Origin of the sequence: Brevibacillus invocatus (assembly GCF_003710915.1) — a bacterium.
Lineage (GTDB): Bacteria > Bacillota > Bacilli > Brevibacillales > Brevibacillaceae > Brevibacillus > Brevibacillus invocatus.
Genome location: NZ_RHHR01000044.1, coordinates 12,870 through 26,337 on the forward strand (window position 1 = coordinate 12,870; position 13,468 = coordinate 26,337).

The 13,468-nt window shown below is 51.3% G+C and carries 13 protein-coding genes and 2 other annotated features (1 of these 15 running past the window's edge); of the genes, 2 read left to right on the forward strand and 11 right to left on the reverse strand.

The genetic code is table 11. From position 1 onward, the window contains the following. Positions 1-39: 39 nt before the first annotated feature. From EDM52_RS20175 to EDM52_RS20185, 3 genes are all read right to left on the reverse strand, one after another. Positions 40-735, reverse strand: a complete 696-nt coding sequence (locus EDM52_RS20175; protein WP_122910835.1) for a metal-dependent hydrolase — start codon at positions 733-735, stop codon at positions 40-42. 165 nt (positions 736-900) lie between these two features. Continuing rightward, a complete protein-coding gene (locus EDM52_RS20180; RefSeq protein WP_122910748.1) occupies positions 901-1,089 on the reverse strand; it encodes a DUF2642 domain-containing protein in 189 nt (62 codons plus the stop codon). Positions 1,090-1,191: 102 nt separating this feature from the next. After that, positions 1,192-1,428, reverse strand: coding sequence for a hypothetical protein (locus tag EDM52_RS20185; protein ID WP_183185230.1), 237 nt, complete (start codon positions 1,426-1,428; stop codon positions 1,192-1,194). Positions 1,429-1,648: 220 nt separating this feature from the next. Here EDM52_RS20185 and EDM52_RS20190 point away from each other — a divergent pair, with 220 nt between their 5' ends. After that, a complete protein-coding gene (locus tag EDM52_RS20190) occupies positions 1,649-2,257 on the forward strand; it encodes a MerR family transcriptional regulator (protein ID WP_122910749.1) in 609 nt (202 codons plus the stop codon). On the opposite strand, the gene EDM52_RS20195 is transcribed toward EDM52_RS20190, so the two are convergent. The 8 genes from EDM52_RS20195 to EDM52_RS20230 form a co-directional block, all read right to left on the reverse strand. Beyond that, a complete protein-coding gene (locus tag EDM52_RS20195) occupies positions 2,240-3,133 on the reverse strand; it encodes an ABC transporter ATP-binding protein (RefSeq protein ID WP_122910750.1) in 894 nt (297 codons plus the stop codon). The genes EDM52_RS20190 and EDM52_RS20195 overlap by 18 nt on opposite strands. A 4-nt stretch (positions 3,134-3,137) precedes the next feature. Then, positions 3,138-6,005, reverse strand: coding sequence for an ABC transporter permease (locus EDM52_RS20200; RefSeq protein WP_122910751.1), 2,868 nt, complete (start codon positions 6,003-6,005; stop codon positions 3,138-3,140). 13 nt (positions 6,006-6,018) lie between these two features. Beyond that, positions 6,019-7,218 carry an efflux RND transporter periplasmic adaptor subunit gene (locus tag EDM52_RS20205; protein ID WP_245997180.1) on the reverse strand — a complete coding sequence of 400 codons (1,200 nt, stop codon included), beginning with the start codon at positions 7,216-7,218 and terminating at the stop codon, positions 6,019-6,021. Further along, positions 7,175-7,852, reverse strand: coding sequence for an ABC transporter ATP-binding protein (locus EDM52_RS20210; protein WP_122910752.1), 678 nt, complete (start codon positions 7,850-7,852; stop codon positions 7,175-7,177). Before EDM52_RS20210 ends, EDM52_RS20205 begins: the two co-directional genes overlap by 44 nt. A gap of 216 nt (positions 7,853-8,068) precedes the next feature. Further along, positions 8,069-9,262: a M20 family metallopeptidase gene (locus EDM52_RS20215; RefSeq protein ID WP_122910753.1), complete on the reverse strand. Its 1,194-nt coding sequence runs from the start codon at positions 9,260-9,262 to the stop codon at positions 8,069-8,071. 49 nt (positions 9,263-9,311) lie between these two features. Then, positions 9,312-10,547 carry a Zn-dependent hydrolase gene (locus EDM52_RS20220; RefSeq protein WP_122910837.1) on the reverse strand — a complete coding sequence of 412 codons (1,236 nt, stop codon included), beginning with the start codon at positions 10,545-10,547 and terminating at the stop codon, positions 9,312-9,314. Positions 10,548-10,666: 119 nt separating this feature from the next. Further along, the gene (locus tag EDM52_RS20225; RefSeq protein WP_122910754.1) at positions 10,667-11,200 is read right to left on the reverse strand and encodes an HXXEE domain-containing protein; all 534 of its coding nucleotides are present in this window, start codon (positions 11,198-11,200) and stop codon (positions 10,667-10,669) included. 16 nt (positions 11,201-11,216) lie between these two features. After that, entirely contained in the window at positions 11,217-11,807 is a 591-nt protein-coding gene (locus tag EDM52_RS20230) for a TetR/AcrR family transcriptional regulator (RefSeq protein ID WP_122910755.1), read from the reverse strand. A 129-nt stretch (positions 11,808-11,936) separates the two neighbouring features. Beyond that, positions 11,937-12,202 (forward strand) — a binding site (T-box leader). Between the two features lie 69 nt (positions 12,203-12,271). Between EDM52_RS20230 and trpS the strand changes: the two genes are divergently transcribed. Continuing rightward, positions 12,272-13,258, forward strand: a complete 987-nt coding sequence (gene trpS / locus EDM52_RS20235; RefSeq protein ID WP_122910756.1) for a tryptophan--tRNA ligase — start codon at positions 12,272-12,274, stop codon at positions 13,256-13,258. Positions 13,259-13,353: 95 nt separating this feature from the next. Continuing rightward, positions 13,354-13,468 (forward strand) — a binding site (T-box leader) (it continues 143 nt past the right edge of the window).

Genomic DNA, 13,468 nt, shown 5'->3' on the forward strand with positions numbered 1-13,468 from the left:
CTCTGCTAGAGACGGCTCTTTGACATGCTATCGGCGTATTTACGGCAAGCGAAGCGCTTCTCCTGGCTTCAAAGCTTTGCCTCTGATGTCCATTTCTGCAAGCTCCGCTACATAAGCATCTCCGTCCTGCTGAATGGGTGGGAATGTGTTGTAATGAATCGGCACGACGTAATCCGCTTTTACCCACTCCGCTGCGACCACTGCATCCTCTGGTCCCATCGTGAAATGATCGCCGATGGGCAAGAAGGCCAGATCGATATCATGACGGTCGCCAAGCATTTTCATATCGCCGAACAATCCGGTATCGCCCGCATGGTATACGGTTTTTCCTCCCAGCTCGATGATGAAGCCACCCGGCATTCCCATATAGATGATTTGCTGCTTGTCATCCAGAACGACGCCGGAGCTGTGGAAGGCATGCGTCATTTTCACTTTGCCAAAAGGCAGCTTGAGCGATCCGCCCAGGTTCACTCCGATTGCCTTTACTCCCTGCCAGCCCATGTAAGTGGCCAACTCATGGGTCGCAATGATCGTGGCGTCATTTTGCTTCGCCAGTTCTACAGCGTCCAGGATGTGATCCCCATGGCCATGTGTCAATAGTATGTATTCAACCTGGATGTCGGCCAGTTTTGTTGTTGCAAGCGCATTACCGGTGATAAACGGGTCAATGATGATCGAATGTCCTTCGATCGACAGCTGCACGGTAGAATGTCCGTGATATCTGATGTCCAACATGGTATCCCCTGCTTTCCTGGTATCTTGTCTCAACATTTCTATGTTACCACGAAGATACCCCTCCTGACATCCTTCTTGCTCGTACCTGCATAGGTACAAATAATCCAAAACAGACAGGCTGCCGATCTCTCGACAGCCTGAGGAACAAAGACAATGCAAACCTTCCTAGCAATCGTCGTGCTCCGTTACAGCAACAATCTTGGAATCACGAATAATGGTCCTACGATTGTCGTTTTGACGCAAGATAATCGTGGAAGATTTAACTTCCACCAGTTTACCTGTAAAGGTCCCATCCACAGTCTCTACTCTGACGTTTTTACCTTCAAATTTTTTCACCTGGTCTTTAAATGCCATGTCAATCCCTCCTTCTTCTGCATCTTATGTACGTTTGGCATAGCCCTCCTAGAGCAAATGCGGAGATTGACCGAAAATGTACGTGTATCCGCTGGTTATTCGTCACATCATCAAGACAGGGGCACGTCCATTCTCAACATTTTTTCCGACCCATATAGAGCAGGTGTGAAGAGACCCCCATAACGGATGGCTCTGGTCCGCTGTCAGAAGTGTCCCGATGTTGGTGGAGCCAATCAAATCCAGGGTTTCAAATCCGATCGATTCCATAAAGGGTTCGATGTCTTCCAAATTGAAAAAATAGGCCCCAAAACCGGTGTAATAGTCAACGACAGAATCCATATTGATCCCTCCGTATTAGACAGTGTGGTCCCCTTATTCTTCAAAACAACACACTTTCCCTCCAATCGACATATCACCCTGATATAGGCAAAACTGCAACAAGAAAAAAGCTGTCAGGACCGAAGACTGCAGGAATTTGTCGCACGATCTCAAACAGGAAAACCAGCCCTCTCAACGAAAGAAGCTTAAGTAGAAGCGGACGAGTCAGGAGGGATGGTAGATGGGAAACGTCATTGAGTTGGTAGCCAGAGAAAGGACATACACCGGCAAAGAGGTAGCCAGTATGCTGGGAATCGGAGCAAGCACCTTGCGCAAATGGAGCATGCTTTTGGAGCAGCATGGATACTGGTTTTTGCGGGATAGTCAAAACCGTCGGGAATACCGCCAGATCGACGTAGCCGCACTCCAGCGGTTTTACCGGTTGACCAAGGATCAGCTTTTTCCACAGGAGGAAGCCGCCCACATGATTGTCAGTCACCAGTCCCCTGATGCGACGAGAAAGGAAAGCGCTGCCACGTTGGCACCTGCACCTGTACCTGCTCCAGCTCCGGCCTCAATACCCATGCCGGTATACGCGCCAAACACAGAGCAATGGGAAGCAAAGCTTCAGACTTTAGCCAGCCACGTCCAACAGCAGGATATCGCCCATCACGCCTTGCTGGAGCGCATGGAGAAGCAAGAAGCATATATTCGTTCCAGTCTGAAGGAGCGGGATCGCCGTTTGACTAAAGCGATGAACGACATCCTCGACGCCAAGGTGCAGTTAGCCAGAATGCAGCAGGAGCGGCAAAAAAGCTCGTTGTGGCATCGACTATTTCGCTTGCACTGATGCATGTTTGGGGGGAGGTGGATAAAGGACGATTCGACCTTCCTCCAGTTCGATTTTCATCTTTCCATCTGCTCCGATTTCCTGCAGGTACTCCTGAGGTATCTGAATGCGCCCAGCCTGATCCAGCACAGCCCATTCCTCATGGGTTTCCACTTCGATATCGCTTCGCCCCGTCTCTTCCCCCTCTTCACCGGCACTGCTCCGACGCAGGATTTCACTCGAGGTCTTTCCATCGCGAATCGCCACGACTCTGTCCACCTTTCTGGCGATCTCCAGATCATGCGTCACGATCACCACTGTAAGCCCCATCGACCTGTTCAATTCCTGAAAAAGATCCAGAATCATCGCTGCTGTGCGGCTGTCCACACTTCCGGTCGGCTCGTCAGCGAGAAGCAGCTTCGGTTGGTTGGCCAGGGCGATCGCAATGGCTACGCGCTGTTGTTCCCCGCCGGACAGTTCATTCAGCTTGTTCTTTTTTCGATGCCCCAAGCCGACAATCTCCAGCAGCTCGCCTGCACGATCGCGTTTTCGCTGTCCTGCGATCAGCATGGGCAGCTCCACGTTTTGCTGCGCAGACAGGTAAGGGATCAGATTGCGCGCATTGTTCTGCCAGACAAAGCCAACCGTACGGAGTCGATACTGGATCAATTCAGCCTGCGATAAGCGAAACAGGTTTTTCCCTGCCACGAACAGCTTGCCTGCTGAAGGCCGATCCAGCCCACCCAGCATGTTTAATAGCGTCGATTTTCCACTTCCGCTATTTCCGATGATCCCCATCAGCTCGCCGTCTTCCACGGTAAGGTCCAAGCCCTGCAAGGCCACAACCTCCAAGTCAGCTGCCTTGTAGATCTTTACCAAATTTTCACAGACGATCATGTGTCTAATCCTCCCCGAGCTTCACAGCTTGATGAATTTGCATGCGAGAAAGGATGACTCCGACTATCGCGATCCCGACCACAAGGGTAATGGCCACAAAGGAATAGATCAGCCACTCATCCTGTGCGGAAGACGTGATCGTAAAGGGAGGAATTTGTTTTTCAGCATGCAGATACAGCTTCAGCGCCGGCAAAAACAGCATGTTCGCAAGCTTGCCTGCCGCCACTCCCATCACAAAAGCAACGCCAAAGGTAAAGAACTGCTCCCATGCGATGATGCGAACGAGGCTGCCAAAAGACATCCCCATTGCCCGAAAAACCCCATACTGCAATTTGCGTGCCCCAAGCGTAAGCACCCAGTACATCACGTAGCCAATGAACGTAATCAGCATCGACAACAAAAAGCCGAGTGTCAACGAACCGTTTACCCCCAGATAGAAGGCACTGTTCTTGGTTTCGATCAACAGCTGTCGCGCATTGCTCAAAAAAGTAGGTCTCGTATCGTTTTGAATCAGCCCCTCATAGAGTGCTTCCGAGGAAGCTTCTGCCTGCAGGTTTAGCCAGACCTGATAAGGCTCCATATGCAATTTGCTCTGGATGTATGGCAGATTGGCTACCATCAGGTACTTCTCCTTCTGCTTCGAGGAATAAATGGAGTCTTTCCCGACCGGACTCCAGCCTGGCCAGTAATCGACGATGGCGTATACGATCATCTCCACGGGACGAATGTTCTTCCACCCGACCATGATGGTATCCCCCTCTTTTACCTTCAGCTTGTCTGCAAGGGTGCGGGAAATCAATAAAGCCTTGGGTTCTTTGCCCAACAAATTGAGATAATCGTGAATGTGATGCGGCAATAGTCCCTGCTTCCACCAAATCGTTTGTCCGAATTCCTTGGGATCGATTCCCATCAGCGTGACTTCCTTGACGCTCTGCCTCCCCTCGCTTGCCTCCGCCATCTGGTGAACAAACACTCTCGTTGCATGCTCCACGCCAGGAAGCTGTTGAAAGGGCAAGAAATCAGGCTCTACATACTGAATGGGCGGCTTGGGAGACTCAGGTCCTGGTGATCCCTCTTGCATCGCCGGATTGCGATGGAGGAACACCACCGGCTTGTCATTGATCCAGTCCACCATGAGGCGAATGTCAGTGCCGTTCTGGTAAAAGATCTGCTCTTCCGCATTCAGATTGATGGTTCTGGCTGTACTCGCACTGAACATACCGATCGCGACCGTGATGGTCACAAACAGCATGAGAAATTGATACTGCCGGGAAGCCCGCCCTACCTGAACCAGGGTGGTATGCACGGAGATCGGCCAGAACCTGCGGCCCAGCCAATAGATTCCATGCAGCAGCCAAGGGTAGATTCGCAGGCAAAGGAGACCAAGCCCTAGGGAGAACAGGACCGGGATAAAAAACAACAGCACATCCACCGACATCGGTACGGAGTCTTCTGCCGCTTTTTCTGCGTTCTCGATCATATTCTGATAGGAATACCAGCCATACCACGAAATCAGTAAGAGTATGACATCCAGAAAAAGTCGGTGCCACATCGCCTGACCCGTGACTCTGGCTGCGTTCTGCTTATGTGTCACAATATTTTGCCGCGTCGCGAAAAAGATCGAGATGAGCAACAGGGACATGCAGCCAAGTACGGTCCATGCGGCATAGATCAGGACCTCGCCATTCATCTGTGCCTCGATCCCCGTCCGATCAACGAATTGCAAAAATCCGTTGGAGATCCCCAAAATCTTGCTGAGCTGGATGCCGACAAATGGTCCAATCAGCAAGGCGAGTAAGCCCAAAATGATAATTTCCACAAAATAGATGCCAAAAATCTGTCCCCGCCCTGCCCCGCGACTGCCGAGAACGGCGATCTCTGTGCGCTGACGTTCGACGATCAAGCCTGAGACCATCACGAGATAGATCGCCAGCATGATAATGATGGGAACGTACAAAGACCAGAGAATGTTCCGAAAATGCTGGTTTTGCTCATCGTATTTTTGGGTGATGGAACTGACGGGAAATTGAATGCTGAGATCTGACTTTTTCAGACCGAACTGAACCAGATTTTCTTCCAGCTCAGGCACGACGGACATTAATTTTTCCTTGTCGATAAACTGAAACTCTTGATATTGGAAAGCCAGGTAATAGCGGATTGCGAGAACGAGATTGTTCTCTTCCAAAAACGTCTTCCGAAACAGCTCTTCATGCAAAATGAACCCTTTGTTGTATTCCGCAGATCTGGCAAACCAATAGGGATCGTTGCCTTCTTTTTCCTTGAAAACTCCTACCGGCTTGATGCGTATTGCCGCAACATCTGCGTGAGTTGTCGTCAACTCGTAGATGTTGCCCAGCACCATCTTGCGTTCCATTAACCCTTTTTCTGTTACGAGGGCTTCTAACACTCCATCCACAGGTTCAGCTGCGGGCAAATGCCCATCGATCAAGGTGATGTGCTGATCCAGATTCGTGAACGAATAGAGAATCGCTGTTTCCGGTGAACTCGTTATTTGATCCTGCAATACCGACTGGAAGGGAAGCGACCTCAATACGGTCACCTGATCGAGCAAGGGTGTTGAAAGCGAAGGAATGATTTCGTTTTCCATCACGTTCTTCAAGTGGGCAAGCACTATGGCTCCGTCCTGGGCACCAAAATCCTGGTTGATTGAAACCAGGAGGCCACCAGGAAAACTTTTTACTACCTGCTGATACTCTTCCATGTCTTTGACGAATAAACGCTGCAGCACGCCATTCGTAAATGCAGGGATGCTCGACATCAATCCGACTGCGACAACCAGCCCGAGCAGCAGGCTCCCGACGAGCCAGCGGTTGTTCAGCATTTTTCGCAGAATCATCTGCAGCATAGCCATGCTGTGTTCCCCCCTAATCCAGAATGACCAGCTGGCCCGGTTGTAGCCCGTTAATGATTTCAACTTCTGTCGCTGTCTTAATACCCACGGTGACGTCTACTTCCTTTTTCACGTTCTCGTCCAAAACCTGCACGTACATTCTCTCGTTGAACCCGCGCAGTGCTTTGATCGGAATGATGACGGCATCCTCCTGTTGATCGATGACGATTTCGAAGACGACGGAGCTGCCGACCTCCATCCCCTTTATCGGCTTGGCTGGCGCAATGAGGATGCTGCGCTGATACAGGCGCTTTAGATCCTCTGGTAATTGATCAGGTACATTCAACGGAGTCTGTACAACAACGCCTTCTTCCATTGTTCCATCCGGCAGCTTGATGGTCGCCTTGACCCCATCCTTCACATCCTTCAGCGCCTCGCGTTCAGGAGCTGTATAGATGATAAACAGCTTGTTCGGATCTCCGATGGTCACGAGGGGCTGATACGCATCTACCTCATCTCCCACCTGCTCATTGCTGACAAAGAGGACCACTCCATCCATCGGAGCGACCAGCTTGGTATCCGCCAATCTCTTTTGCAGACTGGACAAGTCCATCTCACGCTGCTTGACATTCAGCTTGGCACGCTCAACCTGAAATTCACGCCTTTTGGGGTCCTGCAGCTCCGCCAGCTTCAGCCTGGCTTGATCCAGCTCGATCTGGGCAAGCTTGGTCTCGCTGACCTTGGCATTCATCTCAGCCTTGACGACGTTCAAGCGGGCTTCCTCCACCTCGTACTTGTTATCCTGCTGGGCTTCCTGCAGTTCCAGCTTGGCTTTTTCCACCTCATAGCGAGCCATCTCGATGCTTCTTTCCAGCTCGGTTGCATCAAGCTCAGCAAGCACCTGTCCTTTTTTGACCAGTTCGCCGTTGCTGACCGCGAACGACATCAGACGCAACCCCTTTGTCTCGGGAAAAGAGAGCTCTTTCTTGTCCACTGTGGTAAAGGTACTCGATCCCTTGATGCTTTTCGTAATCGTTCCTTTCGTCACCTCGGCGACTTCATAGGTGACTTGCACAGGCTCTACCAATGGCGGGGCCAGCATCGGCTCCTCCTTGGGAAACAGGGAACAGCCCGTGAGCAGCACGCTCATGCAGGCTATAGCAACCAGGCTCTTCGTTACACGAGGGATACTAGCTTTTGATAATTGAACCGTCTTCCAGCTCGTATACAACATCTGCCACCTCCATCACACTCGGATCATGCGTCGTCATGACAATGCTCATTCCTGCTTCATCCACCAGTCTGCGAAAGACGCCGCTGATTTGTTTCCCCATCCTGCTGTCCAGCTCTGCAGTCGGTTCGTCAGCCAAAAGCAGCTCCGGGCGATGTGCAACGGCTCTGGCAATCGCGCAGCGTTGCTGCTCTCCGCCTGACAGCTCGTAGGGACGGTGGTTGGCGCGCTTTGTCAAACCGACGAGCTCCAGTGATTCACTCACCCTCCCCTTCCACTCCCTTGCAGGAATTCTGGAGAGCCGTAGTCCAAACTCTACGTTTTCAGCTGCGGACATAAGTGGGAATAGTCCGAATGATTGGAATATAAATCCCATCCCTTCTCTCCTGATCTTCGTGCGTGTTCGGTCTGGCAGACTGCCTATCTCTTTTCCCTGAAAGAATACCTCTCCTCTTGTTGGGCGATCCAATCCACCTAGCAGATTGAGCAGGGTTGTTTTCCCCGAACCTGACCTTCCTCTCAAGATGAGGAGCCTCCCTTTTTCCACACGTATATTGACCCCCTGAAGTGCGCGAACCGCTGTGACACCACTTCCGAAAACACGCTCCATCTCTTTTGTTTCCGCGATGTACGGCATGACTACCCCCTATTAATTCTTGCAAAAAAGAATTGTAGTCTTGTTAAAAGCATAATGATAGCACAATTAACTAAAAATGGAATTAATGGAATATTAACAAAAATAAAGTCTCTTTCGCATCAAAATATCGCTAAGCATTCAAGCACTTTCCGATAGTACAAAAAAACCTCCTGCTGATGAGGAGGTTTTTCAATGGATGATTCGTTTGAATGAACTTTACTCTGCGCGTTCCATGAGGATTTTTCTTGCCGCATTGACAAACATCTTCACGCCGATTTCCAGCGCATCCTCGTCAATGGTAAAGCGAGCATGGTGATGCGGGTAGGTAATGCCTTTTGACTGATTGCCAGCCGCGATGTAAAAGAAGCAGCCAGGTGCTTTTTGCTGGAAGGCAGAAAAGTCTTCTCCGCCCATCGTCGGACGAGGACGGGCTACCCATTCTTCGCCAAGCGACTCTACCACGACTTCTTCCATCAGACTGGTTACCGTTGCGTCATTGATCACAGGGCGGTAGCCGTTCTCGTATTTAAACTGATAGGTTGCCCCGTGCGCTTCCGTAATTCCTTTGATGACGCGCTCCATCAGTCCCGGGACGCTTGCCCGCAGATTCGGATCGAAGCTGCGCACGGTACCGCAAATTTCCACCGTGCCAGGAATGACATTATGCGTAGTTCCGCCAATAAATTGCGTCACGGAGACGACCAAATTATCCAACGGATCGGTATTGCGCGACACAATATGCTGCAGATTGGTCACGACCTGAGCCGCAACGGCAATGCTGTCAATCGTCTGGTGCGGCAGGGCGGCATGCCCTCCCTTACCGTTCACCGTAATCCAGAAAGTGTCCGGTGCAGCCATCATCGGTCCAGTGCAAATGCCGACACTACCGAATTCCATTGAGGACCACAGATGCGTCCCGATCACCATATCTACGCCGTCCATGACGCCTGCTTGTACCATCTCCTCGGCTCCACCAGGAAACAGCTCTTCCGCATGCTGAAACAAAAAGCGGATTTCGCCCTTTATTTGTTCTTGCATGCCCGATAACAGCTTGGCTGCACCCAAAAGCATCGCTGTATGTCCATCGTGGCCGCAAGCGTGCATCACGCCCGGATTTTGCGAAGCGAACTCGAAGGTGTTCTCTTCCGTGATCGGCAGGGCATCCATATCCGCACGCATGGCGAGAACAGTTCCCGGGGCTGGTCCGATCAGGCGAGCCATGACACTGGTTTTGGTCGGACGGGTGATCTCCAGGTTTCCAAAGGATTGCAAGGTATCATAGACAAACTGCGCCGTGTTTTCTTCGTGAAAAGATAGCTCTGGATGCTGATGCAGGTGCCTCCTCCATGCGATTACCTGCTCCCGAATCTCCTCTACTGCCTGGTTTAACGTTGCAACTGCTGTTGTCATAGACGTTCTCCTCCTCTGGATTGGTGAAAGGAATTGATTTCGGCCTCATCTATTCATGATTCGGTTGAGCCAGTGAGTAAACCGTGCGATACAAAACCGCCGTACTGTGTGCACAATCCTCTTTTGTCGTATATTCCGCAGGATTGTGGCTTATGCCATCACGGGAACGGGCAAAAATCATTCCTACAGGGCACAGGTCTACCAGCTGCATGCCATCGTGACCAGCACCGCTCGGCAACAGCATCGTCTCCAGGCCTTCTGCTTCGCAAGCTGCCAGGGCCGCTGCCTGTACTTCCCTAGAGCAAATGACTGGGGCTACGCGCTGCATGTTTTCCACCTGCAGAGTGACACCACGCCGTCCGCAAATCTCGTTGGCATCCTGCAGGATCTTTTCTTCCACCTGGTCGCGAATCGCTTCATCCACATCGCGCAGGTCGAGCGTAAATTCGACGCGACCGGGGATGACATTGACTCCTCCCGGAAAAGCCTCCAGCTTGCCGACCGTTCCAACCGAACTACCTGTCTTCGCTGCTTCACGCTCGATCGACAGCATAATTTCGGAAGCAGCAGCCAGCGGGTCTCTGCGCAACGTCATCGGTGTCGTTCCTGCGTGCCCAGCCTCCCCTTCCAGGACGAATTTGACCCAGATCGGACCGGCAATTCCACTGACGACACCCACTGCCAAGCCTTTGCTTTCGAGTACCTTGCCTTGCTCGATATGCAGCTCCACGTACGCCTTGACACTTCCCGGCTCGCGCTTTGCGGATACGATCCGTTCTGGCTCAAGACCGCTTTGGCGCATGGCTTCCGCAATCGAGACGCCGTCCTTGTCACGCGCAGACAGCTCCTCTACCTGCAATCGTCCACCGAGAGAGCGACTGCCGATCATGCCGTAGCCAAAACGCGTCCCCTCCTCGTCCGTAAAAGCGATCACTTCGATGGGATGCTCCGTTTCCACACCTCTCTCGTTCATGGCCTGCAGGATTTCTACACCTGCCAAAACGCCCAGAGGTCCGTCGAAATCACCTCCATTAGGTACAGAATCGATATGCGAGCCGACCAGTACGACAGGTGCCTGCGAGTTCGTACCGTCCTTGCGTCCAATCAGGTTGCCCGCCTCGTCTTCCCGTACCGCCAAGCCTGCCTCCAGCATAAAGCCCTTTACCAAATCCTTCGCCGCGCGTTCTTCGGGTGTAAAGGAAAGTCGTGTCACACCACCCGCTTCCTGCCTTCCAATGGCACCTAGCTGCATCAAGCGTTCCCACAGACGATTCGCATTGATCACGGTTGAGCCACCTCTTGTATCTGCATTTTCATTTTGCTTCATGGTGCTTGTCTCATCCTTTCCATTGTAGAATAATCTGTCAATTTCGAAAAGATCGATAATCGCCACACATCATGTCATTACAATTTTATCGGTTTACTCGCCTTCTGTCCAAGCGAGAGTACAAGATGCAAGACTGGAACGATCAGCAGCACGAAAGGGAGCGTGCTCACCATTAAAGACCAGGTGATCACTCCTTCCTCCAAAAGCCGTGCGTACGTGTAAAGCCCATAGGGGAGGATCAGTGCGACGGCTGTTACGACACCTGGTGTATAGGCGCGCAGCAGAATCGTCTGTCCGATATGTGTAAAAACATGGAGGAACATGACGTGCAAGCAGACGAGAAAAAAAGGAAGATAGGTTCCTTTTGACCATGTCGCAGCGGTAAGTAGAACGGCTGCCGACAGGATGATAAATATCCCCGTCACGGCTACTGCAAATTGCGCAGTCGTCATGAAAAGCAGCGGTTTGAAATGCTTTTCCAATGCGACAGGCAATTTGCGAATCAGCTGCTTGCGGTGGCGAGTCAGCCAGTTTTCCACGACAATAATCTCCTCCAGATCATGCAGCATAAAGACGACCAAAAACATCCAGATCACATTCACCAAATCCATGCTTATCCCCGCCTTTTCATGGATGAGGTCGGACGATGCCGTGCGCAATCAGCGTTACCGCCTGATCAGCCAGCTCCTCCGCCGTCTTTTCTCCGTTTAGCAAATATCGCTCCGTGAGCCGATACAAAATCGCCACCATGGCTTCTGCTGCGACCTCGGGGCTGAATTCCTCCCGTAAATGTCCAGCCTCCTGATTGCGCCGCAGATTGGATTCAACCATCTGTGCAAGCCGATGATGCAGATTTTTTTCTTCATCGGATGCTTGCAGAAATACCTGCGTCAGCTTTGGCACACTCACAAAAAATTGGAACAGCTCCAACAGATTTTCTTTTAATTTCGGAACCGTCCATTCCTTTGACAGAGGCGTCACCTTTTTTCCTGCATCCGCCAGCTCCCAGAGCTTATTGAAAAATTCGTCACGCAGCTCCTGATACATGGCTTCCTTGCTGGGAAAATAAAGATAAAACGCCGCCTGAGTCAATCCGGCTCGTTTGACAATATCACTAACCCGGGTAAGGTGGTAGCCTTTCCCTGCAAACTCCTCTGCTGCTGCTTCCAACAGGCGCTTTCGGCTCATTTCCCCTTTTTCTGTCCTGGTTTTGTTCATTGTTTCACCCCAAAACTAACTAATCAGTTATATAACTACAAAGTTAGTTTACCAGCTTTTGGACTTTTTCCGCAAGAGGCTCTTGCTTTTTTTCTGTTGACTCGGTAGAATAATGCCTCAAAGGAAGATTGCACAGCGATGAGGAAGAAGAGTAGGCATTTGATGAGACTTCAGAGAGCTGATGGTTGGTGAGAATCAGCGTCGAGTGAATGTTGAATGGGCTTCCGAGCTCCAGACCGAACCCGCATATTTGCGGTGCGTAGGCTTTGGCGTGACGTCCGTACGTTATCATGGACACCGTATCGATTTTGGGTACGGAGCAAAGTGATTTTGCGCGCGACTGTTCGTCATGTGCAAGATAACAAGGGTGGCACCACGGTTCATTCGTCCCTGTCTAGGGCGGATGGACCTTTTTTGCGTTCATTTCGCGATATGATTTTGAAAAATGAAAGGAGCTTTTCACCATGAAAACCATTTTTTCCGGCATTCAGCCAAGCGGCATCCTGACACTAGGCAATTACCTGGGCGCCATGAAGCATTTTGTCCCCCTGCAAGAGGAATTCAACTGTTACTACTGTATCGTCGATCAGCACGCGATTACCGTTCCCCAAGATCCAGCCGTCCTGAAACAGAACATCCGTCGTTTGGCGGCGCTCTATCTGGCAGTCGGACTAGACCCGAACAAAGTGACCCTGTTTATCCAATCCGAGGTGCCCGCTCATTCCAAGCTGGGCTGGATCATGCTTTGTACGTCTTACCTCGGTGAGCTTGAGCGCATGACCCAGTTCAAGGACAAATCGGACGGTCGCGGCGAATCCATCCCTGGCGGACTGCTCGCATACCCTCCGTTGATGGCAGCCGACATTCTGCTGTATGATACCGACTTCGTACCTGTCGGTGAGGATCAGAAGCAGCATCTGGAATTGACCCGCGATCTGGCCAACCGCTTCAACAGCCGCTATGGCGAAGTCTTCAAGATTCCGGAGATTCGCTTGCCGGAAACAGGTGCGCGCATCATGTCACTGCAGGAAGGCACCAAAAAAATGAGCAAATCCGATTCCAACCAGGGCGGCTTTATCTCCATGCTGGACGATGCCGACACGATTACGAAAAAAATCAAGCGTGCACAAACCGACTCCGACAGCAGCGTACGCTTCGATAAAGAGGCAAAGCCTGCTGTATCCAACCTGATGACCATTTACTCGCTGTGCGCAGGCAAAACACTGGAAGAGATTGAAGCGATGTATGAAGGCAAAGGCTACGGCGCTTTCAAATCGGAGCTGGCTGAAGTCGTGGTCGAGACGCTTCGCCCGATTCAAGAGCGCTACGAGCAGCTTTTCCATTCTTCGGAGCTGGATGACATTCTCTCCGACGGAGCCAGAAAAGCAAACGAGGCAGCCAACCGGATGCTGCATAAAGTAGAACAGGTGATGGGGATGGCGCGAGTGTAACCCACTGGATCGTTCTAGACTGATCAAAATACAAAAAGGTAGAGGTACGTTTCAACGTGAAAATGAAGTCCTAGACTACCACTGCCTTTACATGATTAACGATGTTGATGAAGAGCAAGTACGTATCAGATAATGAGGTTCAGAGAGTCGGTGGTTGCTGTGAACCGATCCTCACCTGATGCCGAATGGGCTTCTGAATCGCTCCGCTGA